Genomic DNA, 21362 nt, shown 5'->3' on the forward strand with positions numbered 1-21362 from the left:
AATGTGGCAAAAAAAGTTAGATATTTCTATATCTGGCGAAATAAATATTTCTACTTTAGTTGTAATGGATAATATGCGTTTCTTTATGTTTATTTTTTGTTAATTTAATTTGTGCTGGAAAATGCGTCTAAAAGGTCAAAACAAGCGTCTATCAGGCTAATTACTTTACAAATGATGTAGGTATGATCTCAGTTAGACGAGGTTCAGCTTTTACTAAAAGAATACCTCAGTTATCGCAACGGTTAGCGCAACGATGTTTAAAGCGTGAATCCTATCTAAGCTGAATAGCAAAAACGAAAGTCATTTGAGGGAGCTGCAATGGAGAGTTCAGTTAGCGCTAATGAGGTACTTAAAGGTGCGTTAGCAATTGTTGTCGCAAGTTTTTTGTGGGGGACAACAGGCACTGCGGCTCAGTTTGCACCAGCGATAAGCCCACTGGCTATCGGCGCCTTTGCAATGGGAATAGGTGGTGTGTTGCTGTGTATTAGTGCCCGAAAATCACTGGCAAAAGACGCACGTATTCTTTTGGCTAAACCTCTAACCTTTCTGTTTGGCAGTGCGTGTGTTGCTATTTATCCACTTGCCTTTTACAGCTCCATGCGTTTGTCAGGTGTAGCTATAGGTACCGTGATATCTATTGCCAGTGCGCCTCTATTCGCTGCGCTATTAGAGTATTTTTTGAGTAAAAAGCCAGTGTCTTTAAAGTGGTTTATTAGCTTTATATTCGGTGCGTTGGGGATTGGCTTGTTAGCGATGGGTAAGGCGCAGGGCACAATAGAATCGTCAGCCTTTATAGGTGAGCAAGTGTACGGCGTAATATTGGGCTTAATTGCAGGTTTAACTTACGCGGGCTATTCATGGGCTGCGAAGCAGCACATCGACACTGGCGCAAATTCAAAGTCGGCAATGGCCGGACTCTTCGGCTGTGCGGCGATCGTGCTAATACCTTCCCTTTGGTTTACCGGGCAGAACTTGTTTGCTAACACTATTCACACTAGTGTTTCGCTTTACATGGCTGTGGTGCCGATGTTTCTTGGTTATTTATTATTTGGCTATGGCCTTCGTACTACTGAAGCGAGTAAAGCCACACTTATAACGTTAATTGAACCACTGGTTGCGACACTTTTTGCTATTCTCCTTATCGGTGAAGTATTTAAACCAGTAGGGTGGGTTGGCATGACACTGGTATGTTTGTGTCTTTTTATCCAATCAGTAAAGTTTCCTTTTGCTTTGAAGCGCTATGAGCGAAAAGTAACCGTGTAAGGTAGAAGCGAGGAAAACGAGAGACGCTTATAGCGAAAAGTCAGAATACTTGTTAAGTATCCTGTCTATTTGACCTGTTTGTTTAAGTTCTGCAATCGCGCGGTTAATAGCGGGGATTTTGTCTTTATGTCGATTGTGAACACGCAAAGCCATATGGCCTGAAGTGTGGATGGGGCCTAACGCAATTTTTACGTTGTGAATAGTAGACCAGTAGCGCGCGGCCGCTTCTTCCATAATAATCACGTTTATTCTCTTCTTGCTAAGGGCTAAAATAAGGTTGCTCTCAGCTTGAAAATCCATTCTTTTGTATTTGTCTGAGTCGAAATATACATAACCTGAAATCATACCCACGGTTTTACCATAAATAGCTTCTATGGTGTTAAATCGGCTATGGTTTTCGGGCAAGGTGATAAAGAACTCTGTTGTATTTATAATAGGGTCTGAGAATGTGAAATCGCCTTTTGGCTCATTGTTAGGAAGCCAACTTGGACTGAAGAAATCGAAATCAAGGCCACCTGTTTTAAATGCAATCATGGCGCGTTTGGTAGAGAGCATGACTTTTTCTGTCTTAATGTCAGCTCTATTCATAATGAGCGCCAAGATCTCCACTAAAATACCCGCTCTATCTTCGTCAACAGCGTTTTCGTATGGGATAGAACTACCCGATGTACCTAAGTTGTACCGCAGTACATCGTCAGCAGTAGCGATATTGCACAAAATTGAAATGCTAAGTACAAGGTTTAATAAAAGAAACCTTTTAATGCTATGCGTTATTCTTGTGGAACTCTTCAAACAATGTGTCCCAATTCTATTGACCAGTGATGGCATTTTCTTCACTGTTCCTTTCGACACTAGCCCAATGCTCCACTTTATCAATGAGATCAGCTGCATCGAAAGGTTTACTTAGGTAATCGTCCATTCCTGCGCTCACACAGCGCTCTTTATCACCCTTCATGGCATTGGCGGTTAATGCGATGATCGGGATATTTAAATAACGGGTTCCTGCTTCACCGTTTCGAATACGCTTAGTAGCTTCAAAGCCATCCATTTCTGGCATTTGGCAGTCCATCAAAATGACATCAAAGGTCACTTTCATCTTATTCAAAGCTTCTAATGCTTCTAAGCCAGATTTAGCACTAAGAGTAGTATGGTTGTTAAGGTGCTGTTTTGCGATAATCTGATTAATGTCGTTGTCTTCAACAATCAGTACTTTGCGCTTTTTACTCTTTTCGCGTTTTAACGAAGATGAGTGAATTACTGGGTTTAGCAAGGTCTCATCAGCGGGCTCAAGGGAAATAGTAAAAGAGAATGTACTCCCGTGACCTTTCACACTTTCAAGTTTTATGTCGCCACCCATGAGTTCGCAAAGTTGTTTGCTTATCGATAAGCCAAGCCCGGTTCCACCAAATTTGCGGGTAGTGGATAGATCTTCTTGCGTAAAAACATCAAAAATGGTGCTTTGTTTATCTTGCGCAATACCTATTCCGGTATCCTTTACGTGACACAAAAGCTTAAGGCTGTCGTCTGCGTTTTGCTTAATGCTAGTGGTAACTTCGATGTAACCAGATTCGGTAAATTTAACAGCGTTACCTAGCAAGTTTGACAGTATTTGCCTGAAGCGAACGTCGTCACCTTGTACAACGTGGAAACTTTGTAAATCGAAGTGGAAGTGTAGCTCAAGGCCTTTCTCTTGGCACATGATGGCGTACTGACTTTGAAGGTTCTCCAGCGACTCTAAAATGTCGAAAGGGTTTTCTTCAATTTGTAACTGACCAGCCTCAATCTTAGAGAAGTCTAAAATATCGTTTACGATATGTAGAAGGCCTTGGATACTGAACTTGGCCAGCGAAAGGTAGTGTTTTTGATCTTCAGTAAGTTCAGAGTTTGACATTAACTGCAATACACCTGAAATACCATGTATTGGTGTGCGAATTTCATGGCTCATACTGGCAAGGAAACTTGATTTAAGACGAGCTGATTCTTCCGCTTTTTCCCGCGCATCTTGTAGATATTGCTCAGTTTGCCGTTGCCGAGTAACGTCTTGTTGAAATCCGATATAGTGAGTGACTTCACCATTTATCTTAACTGGCGTTAAATTCAAACGGTTGTAAAAAGGGCTTCCGTCTTTTTTATAGTTAAGCAGCGTGGTTTCAATTGGCTCGCGCACCGCAATAGCTTTTCGAATTAGATCAACTGTCTGTTTGCTGGTTTCATCGCCCTGCATAGACCTGCAGTTATGGCCGATAATTTCTTCTCGGCTGTAGCCAGTAAGCTCTTCAAAGGCACTGTTAACATAAATTATTGGTTGACCTACGCGTTTAATATCAGAAATGATGATAGAAACTGTCGCTTCATCCATAGCGTGATTGAGTACTTTTACGTGGCTTTCTAATGAACGTTGTTCGGTTTCATCGCTACCAACATAGATATCTCCACGTATATTGCCATTAGCATCGGCAAGTGATGTTTTAGTCCAATTAATAAATCGCTCTTGACCTGTCGATACGGAAAAGTGGGTAAGTTCTCGACTTCGAGAAGAAGCGAGTTTTTGCAGAATGAATTTTAAAATACCGTTCTTTTCACCATACTGGTCATTGCAAAATTCGTCGAACCGCTTGTTAGAAATCACAATTTCCTGCATTTGGTCTACGACTACTAGCATATCGCCCATCGATTCCAATACATTCGAGAATTGTTCGTTGGACAAAGATACTTCTGTTAAGTCCCAAATAAGATTGTCAAAAGCGGCTCGTATGTCGGCAAGTTCTTTCGCTTCAGCTTGCTGGTCATCATGAAGTGATGATGTGCTATTGTTGGTAAGTCTATTTTTGATATCGTCATACAGGGTTGATAACGTTCGTTCGGCCAAGGTGCCAGTCATACTCACCATATGAAATATAATAAAAATAAACCCAACGATTACCGTCAATAATACAATGCCAGTCCATGCAACTTCTCTGTATGCGGTGATAGTCGGTTTAACGCTATATAGTTGAAGATTCTTCCAACTGCTTTGCTTTACCGAGTAGCCACTTTCATCAAAGTCCAAAAAGTTTGAATTTGGTGCGATAAGAGAGGGTTCACTGCTGAAAAGCACAGTCCCGCTTGAATCAGTGACCAACTGGTTAGTGAGGCGAGGGTAGGACGCAAGTAATGACTGAAGGCTGTCGACGTACATAACAAGAGCCCCTTCAGATACGCCATTAAGCAAAACGGGAACGCTAATAATTACACCGTATTTAGATACGGAAGAAAATGTGTTCGATGAACCAAGAGTTTGCTGACGCCAAGCACTACCAAGCGATTCAGGTAGCGCTGCAGTCCAGTTTTTATCGATAACTTTGTTCCCCGCAAAATCAAATAGTGAGAATTCAACACTTTTCGCTTGAGTGAGGTTTAAAGAGCGAAAAAACATAGGAAGGTAATTATCTCTTTGCTCTATATCAACCAGCGAATTGATAATAATGTCGTTTGCCGCGAGGTCTGCAAGTTGACGCGTTGTGTCATTTACAATGTAATTAATGTCTTGTTCCAGGCCTTCTACCGACTGAAGCTGAAGGCTATTGGTTTGCTTAATAATGAAGTGAAAGGAAAGCGCAACTAGCGTAATAGACAGCACTGCGATTAACAATGCTAGCCTCGGGATCATGCTTGAGAGCAATAAGGAGCGCAGCCTCATAGGTTCATGCTGCATTATTTATTGTCCATTGTTACCAAGTGCCCGTTATCATTAAACTTTGTCATAAAGTAATCCTTTGACCAAAGTGCATCATGCCTTTCTTTTGTAAATGGTGCTTCATAGTTTTTAACTGCACCTTGAATATCTTTAAGTGATTCTAGGGCACTACGCAATTCGTTAATTTCTACGCTACCTGCTTTATCGGCAGCCATTGCAATTAAATGAACTAAATCATAAGCATGAGCTAAACCTGTGACACCCTCAATAGCAGCGGCATTGATCAGACCGTACTTACTATAATAGGCTTCTAACAGCTGTTTAGCTTTGTTATTTTTTTGATGGTGGAAATGAAACGTTTGAAGGACTGAAATGTCGTGATGGCTAATAGGGTTGGCTAACTGAGATGCGAACTGACCTGATGCGATACCCCAGTGAGAAATTACAGGGAGCGAGCTCAGCCCTTGTGCGGCCAACGCATCTAAGGTGACTACGCCTTCAGGTACATTGGTAACTAATATGACACCGTCTGCCTTTGCCTCTTTTATCGCCTTAGCATCTTCAGAAAAATCTTTCTGCTGCCAATTAATCCAATGGGTTGCGCTGATGTTTATGCCTTGTTCTCGTGCCGCTTTTGTCAGTGACTCAAGGTTAGAGCGTCCCCATCCTGTGCGTTCCAGAACCAAAGCAACGTTTGTTAACCCTTTGGAACTCACAAAGTCGACAAGTACAGAAGCTGCTTCAGCATCTCGTACTGAGACTCGAAAAACGTTATTGGGGGAATGCGCATTAGCGATAATGGGAGTGCCGGCAGCCCAAGGTACCAGCATGAGTATATTTTTAGCATGTACAACATCGATTTCTGCAAGCACAACAGGCGTGTGTACTCCACCAATTACTGCTAGCAAGTTTGGCATTTGCGCAAACTGTTCAATGTTGTATATGCCGCGAGCTGGGTTCCCGCGATGGTCTTTCGCAATCACTTTCAGCTTACGGCCAAGAATTCCTCCACTTGCGTTAATTTCTTCAACGGCTAGCTCTACGCCTCGAGAAATAGCAATTCCGCCTTCAACAGCAACAGCAGAAAGGTCTGTATCTATACCTATGATTAATGGTTCTTGAGTGCTGTTTGCTTGACACGAATTAAAGAAAGAAACAAAGCAAAAAAGCGCTAATAGAAGCAGGATTGCACGCATGATTTAGCTACCTAATTATTCACTACTAAAAGTGTATAGCAATGTTCTAAACGTTTGTTTGTTTACGCATTGTTCTTTAGTATAGGTTTGTTTGTTTTATAAACAAATTACTTCCAATGCTTCTGTTTCCGTATCTGATAGCTAAAATAAATGTGGCACGATTCTACCATTGAACTTAAAAAGGAAAGTTGTTTAATTGCTTGGTGACTAAGTTCACGATGTTGCAAAGTGCAATTAAGTTGGAAAGATTCGTCTTGTCAGTGTGAAAGAAATTCTTTGTCACTGAAGCACATTAAGGATAACAGTAGTTTGGAGTATAAGTGCGAAATACAACACTGCCTACAATCATAGATGTGGAAGCGAGTGGATTTGGGGCCGGGAGTTATCCTATCGAAATAGGTATTGTGCGCTATGATGGTGCAAAGTGGTGCAAATTGTTGAGACCATTTGCTTCTTGGGTCCATTGGGATTCTAACGCAGAGTCTCTACACGGCATTTCTCGAAATATGTTGCACGCGCGTGGCGAAGAGCCGCAAAAAGTGTGTGTTGAACTAAACAATTTTCTTGGAAATACCGTTGTATATAGTGATGGATGGGTTGTTGATAACCCTTGGTTGATAAAGCTATACGCCACAGCCCAAGTTGAAATGTCGTTCACCTGCAGAGCTCTTGAATATATATTGACTGAGCCACAGATGGAAAAGTGGCATGACATCAAAAACGGCCTTGCTGCCAAGCTCGACGTAAAGCGTCACAGAGCGAGTTCAGATGCGATGATTATTCAACAAACCTACGCAAAGACTATGGGGTTAACAAATAAGTGACTCTGTTTTTTCCACATTCATAATTTGAGCGAGCGACGGATATCAAGGGTTTTAGATTGAAGTTGACGAAACGTACTAGAATAAGTAATTGACGCCAAACGAAAGCGCCATATTTTCTTCTTCCCCTACCTGCCTATGCTCAAGTTCAACCGCCATATTGAGCCCTTCACTTCTGCCAAGCAGCCAGCCTAATCGAGTAAACGTACCTACATCGTGGGGTATATAAAGCCACTCAGCGTAATGTTGAAATGCGGTATTGTTCGTCTTGTAGGTTGCATAGACCTTTTGCGGAACCCAAGTATCAAATCGGCGACTGGCGCTAAACATACCTTGTGAACCCGCTGGATAAGTATAACTATTGTCGTACAGATAAGTTTCAGTGGTCGATTGAACACGGTACATGCTGTTTAGCTGCCACCGAGCTACTTTTTTGCTTTTGAATTGGATAGGGCTGTAGTTGGTATTATTCATATTCGCATACGAAGGCAACGCCGTCATAGAGGCCGCCAGTATTAGCGCTATAAGAGTACCAGAAACTACATTCATGGATGAGCCCAAGTTGTTGTTGTCTTGGCTTGTAAGCGGTGAATAAATACAAGCGAAAGTGTGTTCGTTACTTAAGCATAGCTGCAAAAAATAAATGATGGAAATGTTCTTTGCCTATTTCAGTTTACCTAGCCAATTTAACTTTTTCGACGGGAACCAACTAAAAACGCCGCTAGCTCGTGCAATCGCTCTTAAGCAGAGCGTTACAAAACTAGCGGCGTTTAAAAAAGCGCAATGCGCTTATCGAATTAGATCGACGCTTTCAACGCTTCTGCTTTATCCGTAGCTTCCCATGGGAATTCATCGCGACCAAAGTGACCGTACGCTGCAGTAGGGCGGTATATAGGGCGCTCAAGATCAAGCATCTGAATTAAGCCGTAAGGGCGTAAATCGAAATGTTCGCGCACTAATGCTACTAATGTTTTTTCATCTACTACACCTGTACCAAAGGTATCGATGCTGATAGACGTTGGCTCTGCCACACCAATGGCGTAAGACACTTGAATTTCACAGCGCTTAGCAAGACCAGCTGCAACAATGTTCTTAGCAACATAACGGCCAGCGTATGCTGCGCTGCGGTCTACTTTTGATGGATCTTTACCAGAGAACGCACCGCCGCCGTGACGAGCCATACCACCGTAAGTGTCTACTATGATTTTACGGCCTGTTAGACCACAGTCGCCCATTGGACCACCGATAACAAATCGGCCTGTGGGGTTGATGTGAAAGCGTGTACTTCCATCAATCCACTCGCTTGGTAGCACTGGCTTAATGATTTCTTCCATTACCGCTTCGCGAACTGTTTCAGTGCTTACTGAATCGCAGTGCTGGGTTGAAAGCACAACTGCGTCAATGCCAACAGGCTTGTTGTTTTCATACTTGAAGGTAATTTGGCTTTTTGCATCGGGGCGTAACCAGTCTAGCTTGCCAGATTTACGCACTTCCGCTTGCTTTTGTACAAGGCGGTGAGAGTATGTGATGGGTGCCGGCATAAGTACATCGGTTTCGTCGCTAGCGTAACCAAACATTAGACCTTGGTCACCTGCACCTTGTTCTTCTAAGCTTGCACGGTCAACACCTTGGTTGATATCGGGAGACTGCTTACCAATAGCGTTCAATACTGCACATGAATCGGCGTCAAAGCCCATGTCTGAGTGCGTATAGCCAATTTCTTTTACTGTTTTACGGGTAAGTTCTTCAATGTCTACCCAAGCAGAGGTAGTAACTTCACCACCTACTAAAACCATTCCGGTTTTTACATACGTTTCGCAGGCCACCCGAGCGCGAGGATCTTGCTCTAGAATTGCGTCAAGAACCGCATCTGAGATCTGATCAGCAATTTTGTCCGGATGTCCTTCAGACACTGACTCGGATGTGAATAAATGCGTGGCCATAAATGCTCCGTAAGCGTTAAATTATCAAAATAGTCGTATATTGTACTAAAACAAGTTATAAATACCAGTCTTTACTTCTAGACGTCTAAAAGTCTCATCGTTACGAATAGTTGACATAACCCGATCACTTTCAGGGGTATTCATACAGTAAATGCTGTAATTATTGACGTAATCGTAGTACCAGATGCTAGATGTAACTGTTTTTGCTTTATGGGGAATACGTGAAGCTTAGGTTATAGACCATTTTTTACTATTACTTTCGCTATTGGCAATGAAAACCCATTGAACTGTTAGGTGGCATAGGTAAGAATAACGCCACATTCAATCGTATAAAGAAGTAGAGCGAACGCCTTACCTCTGCGCTCGTCTAGCTAGCTTGCCTAGCCCGATATGATACGAAACAAAAGATACAAAATAAATCAGGAGACAACATGCCCTCTCGTCGTGAACTCGCTAATGCAATCCGTGCATTAAGCATGGACGCTGTCCAACAAGCTAAATCTGGTCACCCAGGTGCCCCAATGGGAATGGCTGATATCGCGCAGGTACTATGGGGTGATTTCTTATCACACAACCCTGCAAACCCATCTTGGGCTAACCGCGACCGCTTTGTTCTATCAAACGGTCACGGCTCGATGCTGTTGTACTCTTTACTTCACCTTTCAGGTTACGAACTGCCTATCGAAGAGCTAAAGAACTTCCGCCAGTTACATTCAAAAACACCAGGCCATCCAGAATATGGTTATGCGCCAGGTGTTGAAACTACTACTGGTCCCCTAGGTCAGGGTATCAGTAATGCAGTCGGTATGGCGCTTGCTGAAAAAGTACTTGCTGCGCAATTTAACCGTGACGGCCATACAATTGTTGATCACAACACCTATGCATTCTTAGGTGACGGCTGCTTGATGGAAGGTATCTCTCACGAGACTTGTTCACTAGCAGGCACGCTAGGCCTTGGTAAGTTAATTGCGTTTTGGGATGACAACGCATTTCAATTGATGGTGAAGTTGAAGGCTGGTTCACTGACGATACACCGGCACGCTTTAAGAGCTACGGCTGGGAAGTGATTGGTGGCGTTGATGGTCACGATGCAGAGCAAGTAAAAGCCGCCATTGAAAAGGCACAAGCGAATACAGCGCAGCCTACGCTTATATGTTGTAAAACTACCATTGGTTTTGGTTCGCCTAATAAAGAAGGCACTGAATCTTGCCACGGCGCACCTCTAGGTGACGACGAAATTGTTGCTACTCGCGAGAAGCTTGGCTGGAGCCATGGCGCGTTTGAGATTCCAGACGATATTTACGCGGGCTGGGACGGTAAAGAGAAAGGTTCAAAAGCGGAAAGCGCGTGGAACGATGCTTTCGCAGCATACGAAACGGCTTATCCAGAGCTTGCAGCAGAATTTAAACGCCGTGTAAATGGCGAACTGCCAGCAGATTTCAGCGATAAAGCGGACGCTATTATCGCTGATCTTCAAGCTAACCCACAAAACATTGCTTCACGTAAAGCGTCGCAAAATGCATTAAACGCCTTTGGCCCGTTACTTCCGGAGCTATTAGGCGGCTCTGCCGACCTTGCGGGTTCTAACCTTACCATTTGGGAAGGTAGCAAAGGCGTTGAAGCAAACGATGCATCAGGTAACTACATTTATTACGGTGTACGTGAGTTTGGAATGTCTGCCATGATGAATGGTATTGTCCTTCACGGTGGCTTCAAAGCGTACGGCGCAACCTTCCTAATGTTTATGGAATATGCACGTAATGCGGTACGTATGGCGGCCCTAATGAAGCAGCCTGCTATTTTCGTTTATACCCACGATTCAATTGGTCTGGGTGAAGACGGCCCAACGCACCAGCCGGTGGAGCAGGTGGTTGCGTTACGTGCAACGCCTAATCTTGATAACTGGCGTCCTTGTGATCAGGTTGAGTCTGCTGTGTCGTGGAAGTCTGCTATTGAGCGTACTGACGGCCCAACAACGTTAATTTTTACGCGTCAAGGCTTAGCGCAGCAAGAGAGAACAGCTCAACAAGTTGCAGATATCGCAAAAGGCGGTTACGTACTTAAAGACTGTGAAGGTACACCAGAGCTTATTCTGATTGGTACCGGTTCTGAAGTTCAACTTACCGTTGAAGCAGCTGAAAAACTAACCGAGCAAGGTAAGGCCGTTCGCGTAGTGTCTATGCCATCTACTGACGTATTTGACCGTCAGTCTGCCGATTACCGTGAGAGCGTACTGCCGCCTAGTGTGGTTAAGCGTGTAGCGGTTGAAGCCTTGTCTAAAGACAGCTGGTACAAGTACGTTGGCTTTAATGGTGCAATCGTGGGCATGGACACCTTCGGTGAGTCTGCACCTGCTGGCGACCTGTTTAAGCATTTCAACATTACTACTGACGCTGTAGTAGAGGCTGCACTGTCTCTGTAAGAGGTAATAGATAAGCCTATGGTAAATATTGCCATAAATGGGTTTGGTCGTATTGGTCGCAACGTGTTGCGCGCGCTGTATGAAAGTGGGCGCAACAACGAATTTAACGTGGTGGCCATTAACGACATTGCTAAACCCGAAGGCATAGCACATTTACTTAAATACGATACCGCCCACGGGCGGTTCCGTTTTGATGTGGCCTTAGAAAACAACACGCTTAATGTGGCAGGTGACGATATTACGCTGCTCGCGATAAGCGATATTAAAGACCTACCCTGGAAAGACTTAGGCGTTGATATTGTGCTTGAGTGTACGGGCAAGTTTGATGACAGAGCATCGGGGCAAGCGCATTTAAATGCAGGCGCTGGCAAAGTGCTTTTCTCTTCACCTGGGTCTTCTGATTTAGACAATACCGTTATTTTTGGCACCAACGAAGACACGTTGACCAGTGAACAAAAATTAGTCTCCAACGGCTCTTGCACCACAAACTGTATTGTTCCTGTTATCCAAGCGCTAGACGCTGCATTCGGTGTTGAAAGTGGTACGATCACAACCATTCACGCGTCTATGCACGACCAGCAGGTTATCGACGCTTATCACGAAGATTTGCGCAGAACCCGTGCGGCTAGTCAGTCTATTATTCCCGTTGATACTCGCCTCGCTGCAGGTATAGAGCGCATTCTACCTAAGTTCGCCGGCAAGTTCGAAGCTATTGCCGTTCGCGTGCCTACTATCAATGTAACCGCAATGGACTTAAGCGTAACGCTTCTATCTAAGGTAACCATTGAACAAGTGAACCAAGCCCTTCGCAATGCAAAAGCAGGGCGTTTGCAGGGAATTTTGGATTACACTGAAGAGCCTTTAGTGTCGGTAGATTTCAATCACGACCCTCACTCGTGTATTGTAGACGGCACACAAACAAGAGTCAGTCACAAACAGCTGGTTAAAACACTGGTGTGGTGTGACAACGAATGGGGTTTTGCAAACCGTATGCTCGACACAGCTAAAGTGATGTTCGACGCAAAATAACGCATTGATGCTGCCAGGGCTGGTAGCACCAGCCCGCGCAGCTTTCACAGTTAATTTGAGCATGCTTTTTAAAAGCATGCTCTACTGAATTTAAATTAACATAGGAAAGACGATGGCAATTCCAAGCATGAGCGATATGGCCTTAAAAGGTCAGCGCGTACTAATTAGACAAGATTTAAATGTGCCGGTAAAAGACGGTAAAGTGACCTCAGATGCGCGTATCAAAGCATCTATTCCTACAATTAAAGCGGCCCTAGACGCTGGCGCGGCAGTTATGGTGATGTCTCACCTTGGCCGCCCTACTGAAGGTGAGCCTGCTGATGAATTCTCTCTTCAACCTGTGGTTGATTACCTTAACGACGCCCTAGACGTTCCAGTAAAGCTAGTTAAAGACTACCTAGACGGTGTTGAACTTAGCGAAGGCGAACTGGTTATCCTTGAAAACGTGCGTTTTAACAACGGCGAGAAAAAAGACGACGAGACGCTAGCGAAACAGTACGCCGCACTTTGCGATATTTTCGTTATGGATGCCTTTGGCACCGCGCACCGCGCACAAGCGTCTACCCATGGCGTGGCTAAATTCGCTCCGAAAGCCTGCGCTGGCCCGTTACTTGCTGCTGAATTAGATGCATTGGGCAAAGCGCTGGACAACCCTAAGCGCCCAATGGTGGCCATTGTTGGTGGTTCAAAAGTATCGACCAAACTTACTGTACTAAAAACGCTAGCTGAAAAAGTTGACCAGCTAATTGTCGGTGGCGGTATAGCCAATACCTTTATTGCGGCGCAGGGTCACAATGTAGGTAAGTCGTTAGTTGAAATGGACTTAACTGAGCAAGCTACGCAGCTTATGAATGAAGCGCAGGCAAACGGCGGTAATATTCCGGTGCCAACAGACGTAGTGGTGGGCAAGGCCTTTGATGAAAACACTGAAGCAACGCTAAAAGTAGTGAGTGATGTTACTGATGACGATATGATTTTTGATATCGGCCCAGATTCGTCGAAAGCGTTAGAAGATATTATTAAGAATGCGGGTACCATTGTTTGGAATGGCCCTGTAGGCGTTTTTGAATTTGAACAGTTCAGTGCAGGTACGAAAGCGCTTTCAGAAGCGATTGCAGCAAGCGACGCATTCTCAATCGCAGGTGGTGGTGATACACTAGCAGCCGTTGATAAATACGGAATTGCCGATAAGGTTTCTTATATTTCAACAGGTGGTGGCGCGTTCCTTGAATTCTTGGAAGGTAAAACACTACCAGCGGTAGCAGTACTAGAAGAAAAAAATAAATAAGCCTAAGCGCTGTATATCAATGCAGCGCATACAAGCTCTCGAAAGCTAAGGCCTAGTGCAAAGTTGCCCCAATTTGTGTCACGCTCAGTAACAGCACTTTTGAGCGTGACCATTTAATCGGAAACGATTACCCCAGCGAAACAGTGAAGTACGCTGGCATAAATACCAATTTTATTACAGATGTGTTTACTCTAGGTGCCGGCATGCCGTGTGAGAGACAAACAGATCTTTAATAGAATTGGTATAACAATAAACCCTACACCTGTCTATTAAGGCAGTAATATACAAAAGGAGTGTTGCAATGGCATCACAAGCTCAGCAGGCAATGCTGGATAAACTGAAAACACAAACCGGTTTTATTGCAGCGTTAGATCAAAGCGGCGGTAGTACCCCTAAAGCGTTACGCTTATATGGCATCGAAGAGTCTGAATACAGCTCAGACGAAGAGATGTTTAATCTAGTTCACGAAATGCGTACGCGCATTATCACCAGCACCCCTTTTAGCGGCGAGCGCGTTCTTGGCGCAATCTTATTTGAAAACACCCTTGATAGAGAAATTGAAGGCATGTCTACTGCACACTTTTTGTGGCAGAAAAAGCGTGTTATTCCTTTCTTAAAGGTTGATAAAGGATTGGCTGAAGAAAGTAACGGCGTACAAATAATGAAGTCAATACCAGGTCTAGATGCATTGCTCGCTAAAGCGGTAGCACAAGACGTATTTGGCACTAAGATGCGCAGTGTGGTGAAGCTAGCGAACCATCAAGGTATTAAAGATGTCGTTGCTCAGCAGTTTGAAGTAGGTAAGCAAATTTTAGCTGCTGGCCTTGTTCCGATTATCGAGCCAGAAGTTGATATTCACAGCCCGCAAAAAGCAGAAGCTGAAGCGCTACTTAAGTTAGAGATCCTAACCCAGCTTAATCTTCTTAGCGAAGGTGAAGAAGTGATGCTTAAGCTAACGCTACCAACTGAAGCTAACTTTTATAAAGAGCTTGTTGATCACCCTCGCGTACTTAAAGTGGTTGCACTTTCTGGCGGCTACAGTCGTGACGACGCAAACGCAAAACTAACAGAAAACCAAGGCATGATCGCGAGCTTCTCTCGCGCTTTAACCGAAGGTGTATCTGCACAGCAATCTCAAGAAGAGTTTGAAGCAACACTAGATAAAGCGATTGAAGGTATTTACCAAGCTTCTAAAGCCTAGACTTTTTCTTAACTTGTTTATTACAAAGGGCGCTATTCAGCGCTCTTTTTGTTTATATTAACGCATTCAATTCAAAGCCTGTTGTCAAAAAAAAGGGGACTGTGTAGCATTTCGCGCCATTGTCATTGCTTGATATCATTGAAGCCTAGCATTGGAAGTAAACTGGTGAATTTCCAACACATAAATACTCAACGCTTTTGCTACGGTTTAGCGCTGTTATTGTTTACGTGCTTGCTTACGATTAAACAAGATATTAAGCCAATCTCGTTTAAGCATCAGCTTGATGCATCCGTATCGACCCTATCAATAGAAAGTAGCGCAGAAGAAAATGGGCAAGACGACTTATTTTTGTCCGTTATCAATACCCTTGGTAACGCTGCGATTATTAGTTCACTTAGTGAAAACCCACCTCCATATTTAGTCTCTTGGGCTAAAAAGAGCTACGTCACCCCACTTACAAGAGCGCCACCTGCTGCTTAAGCTTTTCTTCTTGCTTTAATTTTCGAGAGAAAAGCCCTTCAATTTCAAAATTTTCACAAACGTCAGTTCTCTTCAGAGCTGGATATATTCGTGCGTGCATAGCTAACGAGTAAAAAAGCCCGAGCGGCAATAAAACTGACCGGTAAACAAAAACGAGCAGTAATTTACTCGCTATGCCGTACTAATGCTGTTGCCTGTCTATGGGTAACACCTATAAGAACGATTTAAAAATTATGAGCAAAAAAACGCTTTTAGCAGCAAGTATTCTTACCGTCATATTAACTGGGTGTGGTCATCAAGAGCACGAAGCTCATCATAGTGGTCCGCTAGAGTTCAATGTCTCGCATCCAATAAACAAAGATACAGTTCTTGTTAAAGAGTACGTCAGTCAAATCCGCGCCATTCAACATATTGAGTTAAGAGCAATGGAAAGAGGGTACCTTGCCTCTACGTTCGTTGATGAAGGTCAGACGGTAAAGAAAGGAAGCCCTATGTTTAAAATAGTGCCTACTATCTACGAAGCAGAACTTAAACGAGCTAAGGCAGAGGCTAAAGCCGTGCAAATGGAGTTCAAAAACACCAAGTCGCTAGTTGACCAAAATATAGTGTCACCTAACGAGCTTGCTGTTGTGGAAGCCGAGTATCAAAAAGCGCAGGCTGAAGTTGAACTAGCAGAAGCACATTTGGCATTCACTGATATTAAGGCGCCCTTTACCGGTAAGATGGACCACTTAGAAGCAAGAACAGGTAGTCTGCTCGATGAGGGGGAACTTCTCACAACCATGTCTGATTTAAGTCAAATGTGGGTTTACTTCAATGTACCAGAGTCTGAATACCTAGATTATGTACAAAGCGGAAAAGCGAATGAGGGGACGAGCGTTCGGTTAAAACTCGCAAACGGTACGATTTATCCTTACAAAGGGGTGATAGATACTATTGAAGCCGATTTTGATAACCATACGGGAACGATTGAAATGCGTGCATCATTCCCTAATCCCGATGAAATGTTACGTCATGGGCAAACAGGCAATATACTGGTCGATGTCGACTATCCAAACGCGCTAGTCATTCCCCAAAAGGCAACTTTTCAAATATTGGATCAGAACTATGTATATGTTCTAGATGCTGAGAATACCCTCACAACACGACATATAGAGATTGCAGCTGAGTTACCTCACATCTTCTTGGTATCAGAAGGGCTGAAAGAAGATGACACTATTCTTCTTGAGGGTTTGAGACGAGTAAGTAATGGCGATCGCATTAAGCCAAACCTTATTTCTTCTGACGATACGTTAGCTGAACTAGCACTTCAGGCAGAGTAGGGGATTTAGTATGTTTGGTGTATTTATTAAACGTCCGGTGATGGCGATCATGCTATCCCTTATGATTATTTTTTTGGGCGCGCTTTCCGTTGTTACCTTGCCCACTTCTCAATTTCCAGATATCGCTCCCCCCAGGGTTTTAATTTCATTGGCATATCCTGGTTCAAGTGCTGATGTTCTCGTAAAGTCATCTTTGGTGACTATTGAACGTTCGATAAATGGTGTGCCGGGCATGAAGTACATAGTGTCTGATGCCACAAGTGCCGGTGAAGCGACAATTCAAGTTATCTTTGACTTAGATGTGGACCCTAACCAAGCACTAATAAACGTGAAAACGCGGCTTGACCAGATAATGAACCGGCTCCCGCAGTTGGTACAACTAGAGGGAGTGGTACTTCAAAGGGTGCAGCCTAGTATGTTGATGTATATCAACGTCTATAGCACCGATGAAGACGCCGATGAGAAGTTTCTTTATAACTACTCGAACATCAACATTATACCCGAAATACAGCGTGTTAACGGTATAGCCAGCGCTAAGATATTGGGTAGTCGGCAGTATGCTATGCGCATTTGGTTAAAGCCAGATCGCATGCGAGCGTATAACATTTCAGTCGATGAAGTGATGGAGTCGATTGATGAGCAAAGCCTTATTGGTCGTCCAGGCCGACTCGGACGAAGCTCGGGAATAAGTGCGCAGTCTAAAGAATATGTGCTTGTTTATGAAGGACGGTATGACGAGCCTGATGAATACAAAAATATCATTATCAGAGCGGATAGTGACGGCAAGCTGCTTAAACTAAGCGACATAGCAGACGTAGAGCTTAGCAGTGAGTTTTTCGATATCTATTCAAATAAAGATGGATATCCTTCTGCCGCAATCGTGTTAAAGCAAAACTATGGCAGTAGCGCTACTGAAGTGATATCTCAAGTGAAAGCTAAAATGGCAGAGCTTGAAGAAACCTTCCCTGAAGGTATGAAATACGAAATTAACTATGACGTGTCTAAGTTTCTCGATGCATCAATAGAACAGGTACTGCATACCTTATTTGAAGCGTTTATCTTAGTCTCGCTGGTGGTCTTCATCTTTTTAGGAGACTGGCGTTCCACCTTAATTCCCCTATTGGCCGTCCCCGTATCCTTAATCGGTACCTTTTTTTGTATGCAAGCAACGGGTGTAAACATTAACTTGATCACCCTTTTCGCGTTGGTATTGGCTATCGGGATAGTGGTAGATAACGCCATTGTTATCGTCGAAGCTGTGCATGCAAAAATGGAAGAGAGCGCTAGCTTGACCCCTTATATGGCGACGCAGCAGGTATTAGGTGAAATGGGCGGCGCTATTATTGCTATCACGCTTGTGATGACAGCAGTATTTGTGCCTTTAGTGTTTATGACTGGGCCGGTGGGCGTCTTTTATCGTCAATTCTCTATCACCATGGCATCGTCTATTATCATTTCTTGTATTGTAGCGCTTTCATTAACGCCAGTGTTGTGCGCGATGCTGCTTAAAAATCCGCATACACATACCAAAAAAGCCACGCCAATCAGTAAGCTTATTGATGTATTTAATCGTTGGTTTGACAAGCTCACCGGTGGTTACACTAACATTATTAAAGCGTTAGTAACCCGTCGCGTGGTGACTATTTTGTCGCTCTTTGCGTTTGTCGCAGGCACTATTGGTTTTAACCACATTCTTCCTACAGGTTTTATTCCTGGAGAAGATCAGGGGCAAATTTACGCCATTATTCAAACTCCTCCAGGAAGTACCCTTGAAGTAACAAATGAGGTGGCGCGAGAACTCCAAACCCTTGCTCTTGATGTAGAAGGGGTGTCATCGGTTTCTTCACTTGCAGGTTATGAAATCTTAACGGAAGGGCGAGGTTCTAATGCGGGTACTTGTCTAATTAACCTCAAAGACTGGGCAAATAGAGACCAGACGGTACAGGAAATCATTGAAGAACTTGAGGCTAAGACCCATCACCTTGGCGCTGTGGTTGAATACTTCGAGCCCCCTGTAGTGCCTGGCTATGGTGCGTCATCTGGGCTGTCGTTCCGTTTGCTCGATAAAACGAACACGACGGACTACCAAGAGTTTGATGAAATAAACCAATCCTTTATGGATGAACTGTCAAAACGTAAAGAGCTCAAAGGGCTATTTACTTTCTACGCGGCTAATTATCCGCAATATAAAATTGAAATAGATAATCAAGCAGCGATGCAAAAGGGCGTATCAATTGGTAAGGCAATGGAAAACCTTAATATTTTGATTGGTAGTACCTACGAGCAAGGCTTTACCCGTTTCAATAACTTCTACAAGGTGTATACCCAAAGTGCCCCAGAGTATCGTCGTTACCCTAGCGATTTAATGGACTACTACGTTAAAAACGAGGAAGGTGAAATGGTGCCTTACTCTGCGTTTATGAAGCTAATTAAAACGCAAGGGCCAAATGAAATTACCCGATACAACCTGTACACCTCTGCAGCCATTCGGGCGGAGCCCGCAAAAGGCTATACCTCTGCCGAAGCCATTAAAGCGGTTGAAGAAGTTGCTGCGGCAACGTTACCCAAAGGCTATGACATAGGTTGGGAAGGGTTATCTTTTGACGAGGCGAAACGCGGTAGTGAAGCCATCGTTATATTCGGTGTAGTTCTGCTATTTGTGTATATCGTATTGGCGTCGCAATATGAAAGCTTATTGCTTCCCCTAGCGGTTATATTGTCTTTGCCAAGCGGCCTGATTGGTTCATTTATTCTGCTTGACCTAATGGGCCTAGCTAACGATGTCTATGCGCAATTAGGGCTTGTAATGTTGGTTGGACTGCTGGGCAAAAACGCCGTGCTGATTGTTGAATACGCGGTACAGAAAAACCAGCAAGGTTTATCTATCGCAGAAGCCGCCGTTGACGCAGCGAAACAGCGATTCCGCCCTATATTAATGACTTCATTTTCGTTTGTAGCAGGGCTTATCCCTCTGGTCATCGCCACAGGTGCAGGCGCTGTAGGAAACCGTACGATTGGTGCTTCAGCACTGGGAGGTACACTTTGCGGAAGTGTCTTCGGAATCATAGTTATTCCAGGGCTGTACTACCTTTTCGCTAAGTTAGAAGAGGGTAAGTCGCTAATTAAAAACGAAGATCACGTTCCACTTACAGAAACCTACCACTACAACGATGAGGTGCTAAGCGATGAGAAATAACACGCGTCTTTTGAAAAAGCCTCTTTTTATGGCGATTGGCAGTGCACTTCTAGTTCAAGCGTGTGCTATCCCGACAATAGAAACTCGGGACCCGAATGTAACTTTGCCAGAACAGTTCAGAGCAAGTACAGGGCAAAGTACTGATCTTAGTACAGAGCTGGGCACTGAATTAAGCAACAACCTTAGTAATGGTGAAGCAAAAATTGAATGGGAGGCGTGGTTCAACGACCCATATTTGACATCGTTAGTTGAAACCGCTGTAGCGAATAACAAGGAAGTCGCCGTACTTGCACAACGCATTAATATGGCGTCTAACGAGGTGTATGCGCGGGAAGGTGAGTATTTACCAAGCGTGTCTGCAGGTGCTGCTGCTGAAACCGAAAAAGTGGGGGAATATACGCGAGAAGGCGCGGTTGAAGAACAGCTTGATATCAGGGAGGGGAAAGTTTTCCCTGACCCCTTAGCTAATTTAGAGCTTGGGCTAAACGCGTCGTGGGAAGTGGATATCTGGCATAAGCTAAGGAATGCCTCAAAGGTGGCGTCACTTGAATACTTAGCTTCTATTGAAAGTAAGAATTTCTTTATCACGCAGCTTGTTTCTGAAGTGTCTCGTAGCTACTACGAACTATTAGCGTTAGACAACAAGCTGGCGAATATTGATGCCACCATAAAGTTGCAGCGTAATGTTATTCAAACCATTAATGCACTTAAAGAATATGGACGAGCCTCTTCTTTACCCGTAGCGCGCTTTAATGCTGAGGTGAAGAAGAATGAAAGTGAACGCTTTCTCATTGAACAGGAAATTGTGGAGAAAGAGAACACAATCAATCTATTGCTAGGTCGCATGCCTCAACCTATTCAACGAAATAGCAACACGTTGTTTAGCGAAGACATCGTTAAGCCTAATATTGGTGTGCCCGCTTCATTGTTAGAAAACCGACCCGACATTCGAGAAGCTGAACTTACACTGCAGGCTGCAAACTTAAATATAGATGTTGCTAAAGCCAATTTTTACCCCTCTTTAGAGCTTAAGGCTGGGGTAGGGTTGTCTGCGTTTGATAGCCGGTATTTGTTTAATGTACCTGAGTCGTTGGCCTATTCGCTATCTGGCGATATTTTTGCCCCTTTAATCAATCGGCGTGCTATTGAAGCCGTTTATAAAAATGCGAGCGCCGAGCAAATCCAGGCCGCTTATGAGTATGAGCTTACGCTGCTAAAAGCGGTGTCTGAAGTGTCGAACAGTTTGTCTAAGTTGGATAAACTTGAAAAAAGTGCCGACGCTAAAAAAGCGCAAATTGCGTCCTTGGAGTCGTCAGTTGATATTGCGAATAGGTTGTTTACATCAGCGCACGGTGAGTATCTAGAAGTACTATTGGCGCAGCGCGAAGCATTGGAAGCACGCAGTGAGTTTATCGAAACTCGTCAGCAGCAACTTGCAGCACTCGTTGACCTGTATCAAGCCCTAGGAGGTGGTTGGCAATCTTCGTCGACCTAACCTAGATTGGCTAAGTTAATAACTATTTAA

General features: G+C 43.9%; 14 protein-coding genes and 1 pseudogene. 10 read left to right on the plus strand and 5 right to left on the minus strand.

Translation table 11 applies throughout. From position 1 onward, the window contains the following. The first annotated feature begins 318 nt into the window (after window positions 1-318). A complete protein-coding gene (locus KL866_RS02275) occupies window positions 319-1263 on the plus strand; it encodes a DMT family transporter (RefSeq protein WP_025256428.1) in 945 nt (314 codons plus the stop codon). Between the two features lie 27 nt (window positions 1264-1290). Here the strand turns inward: KL866_RS02275 and KL866_RS02280 are convergent, their stop codons facing one another. From KL866_RS02280 to KL866_RS02290, 3 genes are all read right to left on the minus strand, one after another. Further along, window positions 1291-1980, minus strand: coding sequence for an ABC transporter substrate-binding protein (locus KL866_RS02280; RefSeq protein ID WP_251139784.1), 690 nt, complete (start codon window positions 1978-1980; stop codon window positions 1291-1293). A 91-nt stretch (window positions 1981-2071) separates the two neighbouring features. Further along, window positions 2072-4957 carry an ATP-binding protein gene (locus tag KL866_RS02285; protein WP_214993035.1) on the minus strand — a complete coding sequence of 962 codons (2886 nt, stop codon included), beginning with the start codon at window positions 4955-4957 and terminating at the stop codon, window positions 2072-2074. Further along, window positions 4957-6135 (minus strand): ABC transporter substrate-binding protein, encoded by a 1179-nt coding sequence (locus KL866_RS02290; protein ID WP_214993040.1) that lies wholly within the window; start codon window positions 6133-6135, stop codon window positions 4957-4959. The genes KL866_RS02285 and KL866_RS02290 overlap by 1 nt, the downstream gene beginning before the upstream one ends. Window positions 6136-6455: 320 nt before the next feature. On the opposite strand from KL866_RS02290, the gene KL866_RS02295 reads away from it, so the two are divergent. Further along, window positions 6456-6959 (plus strand): exonuclease domain-containing protein, encoded by a 504-nt coding sequence (locus KL866_RS02295; RefSeq protein WP_025256424.1) that lies wholly within the window; start codon window positions 6456-6458, stop codon window positions 6957-6959. Between the two features lie 75 nt (window positions 6960-7034). On the opposite strand, the gene KL866_RS02300 is transcribed toward KL866_RS02295, so the two are convergent. Together KL866_RS02300 and metK are read right to left on the minus strand one after the other, a co-directional pair. Beyond that, window positions 7035-7505: a hypothetical protein gene (locus KL866_RS02300; protein WP_214993043.1), complete on the minus strand. Its 471-nt coding sequence runs from the start codon at window positions 7503-7505 to the stop codon at window positions 7035-7037. A 248-nt stretch (window positions 7506-7753) separates the two neighbouring features. Next, window positions 7754-8899 carry a methionine adenosyltransferase gene (gene metK / locus KL866_RS02305; RefSeq protein ID WP_025256422.1) on the minus strand — a complete coding sequence of 382 codons (1146 nt, stop codon included), beginning with the start codon at window positions 8897-8899 and terminating at the stop codon, window positions 7754-7756. 431 nt (window positions 8900-9330) lie between these two features. Here metK and tkt point away from each other — a divergent pair. The 8 genes and pseudogenes from tkt (at window position 9331) to KL866_RS02345 (ending at window position 21332) form a co-directional block, all read left to right on the plus strand. Beyond that, window positions 9331-11321 (plus strand): annotated as a pseudogene (gene tkt, locus KL866_RS02310) (transketolase). An 18-nt stretch (window positions 11322-11339) separates the two neighbouring features. Next, window positions 11340-12350: an erythrose-4-phosphate dehydrogenase gene (gene epd / locus KL866_RS02315; RefSeq protein WP_214993055.1), complete on the plus strand. Its 1011-nt coding sequence runs from the start codon at window positions 11340-11342 to the stop codon at window positions 12348-12350. A 112-nt stretch (window positions 12351-12462) separates the two neighbouring features. Beyond that, the gene (locus KL866_RS02320) at window positions 12463-13638 is read left to right on the plus strand and encodes a phosphoglycerate kinase (protein WP_025256419.1); all 1176 of its coding nucleotides are present in this window, start codon (window positions 12463-12465) and stop codon (window positions 13636-13638) included. Between the two features lie 301 nt (window positions 13639-13939). Further along, window positions 13940-14839, plus strand: a complete 900-nt coding sequence (locus KL866_RS02325; RefSeq protein WP_214993058.1) for a fructose bisphosphate aldolase — start codon at window positions 13940-13942, stop codon at window positions 14837-14839. 165 nt (window positions 14840-15004) lie between these two features. Continuing rightward, window positions 15005-15319 carry a hypothetical protein gene (locus tag KL866_RS02330; protein WP_034325333.1) on the plus strand — a complete coding sequence of 105 codons (315 nt, stop codon included), beginning with the start codon at window positions 15005-15007 and terminating at the stop codon, window positions 15317-15319. A 233-nt stretch (window positions 15320-15552) separates the two neighbouring features. After that, window positions 15553-16641, plus strand: coding sequence for an efflux RND transporter periplasmic adaptor subunit (locus KL866_RS02335; protein ID WP_025256416.1), 1089 nt, complete (start codon window positions 15553-15555; stop codon window positions 16639-16641). 10 nt (window positions 16642-16651) lie between these two features. Next, window positions 16652-19837: an efflux RND transporter permease subunit gene (locus KL866_RS02340; protein WP_214993061.1), complete on the plus strand. Its 3186-nt coding sequence runs from the start codon at window positions 16652-16654 to the stop codon at window positions 19835-19837. Next, window positions 19827-21332, plus strand: coding sequence for a TolC family protein (locus tag KL866_RS02345; RefSeq protein WP_025256414.1), 1506 nt, complete (start codon window positions 19827-19829; stop codon window positions 21330-21332). The genes KL866_RS02340 and KL866_RS02345 overlap by 11 nt, the downstream gene beginning before the upstream one ends. Window positions 21333-21362 lie beyond the last annotated feature (30 nt).

The organism is Alteromonas sp. ALT199, from assembly GCF_018619335.1.
Taxonomy (GTDB): Bacteria; Pseudomonadota; Gammaproteobacteria; order Enterobacterales; family Alteromonadaceae; genus Alteromonas.

Bases quoted from the DNA above. Each gene is read 5' to 3' on its own strand.
- KL866_RS02275 (WP_025256428.1), top strand. From the start codon at position 319: ATGGAGAGTTCAGTTAGCGCTAATGAGGTACTTAAAGGTGCGTTAGCA.
- KL866_RS02285 (WP_214993035.1), bottom strand. From the start codon at position 4,957: ATGCAGCATGAACCTATGAGGCTGCGCTCCTTATTGCTCTCAAGCATG.
- KL866_RS02290 (WP_214993040.1), bottom strand. From the start codon at position 6,135: ATGCGTGCAATCCTGCTTCTATTAGCGCTTTTTTGCTTTGTTTCTTTC.
- KL866_RS02300 (WP_214993043.1), bottom strand. From the start codon at position 7,505: ATGAATGTAGTTTCTGGTACTCTTATAGCGCTAATACTGGCGGCCTCT.
- metK (WP_025256422.1), bottom strand. From the start codon at position 8,899: ATGGCCACGCATTTATTCACATCCGAGTCAGTGTCTGAAGGACATCCG.
- epd (WP_214993055.1), top strand. From the start codon at position 11,340: ATGGTAAATATTGCCATAAATGGGTTTGGTCGTATTGGTCGCAACGTG.
- KL866_RS02320 (WP_025256419.1), top strand. From the start codon at position 12,463: ATGGCAATTCCAAGCATGAGCGATATGGCCTTAAAAGGTCAGCGCGTA.
- KL866_RS02325 (WP_214993058.1), top strand. From the start codon at position 13,940: ATGGCATCACAAGCTCAGCAGGCAATGCTGGATAAACTGAAAACACAA.
- KL866_RS02335 (WP_025256416.1), top strand. From the start codon at position 15,553: ATGAGCAAAAAAACGCTTTTAGCAGCAAGTATTCTTACCGTCATATTA.
- KL866_RS02340 (WP_214993061.1), top strand. From the start codon at position 16,652: ATGTTTGGTGTATTTATTAAACGTCCGGTGATGGCGATCATGCTATCC.
- KL866_RS02345 (WP_025256414.1), top strand. From the start codon at position 19,827: ATGAGAAATAACACGCGTCTTTTGAAAAAGCCTCTTTTTATGGCGATT.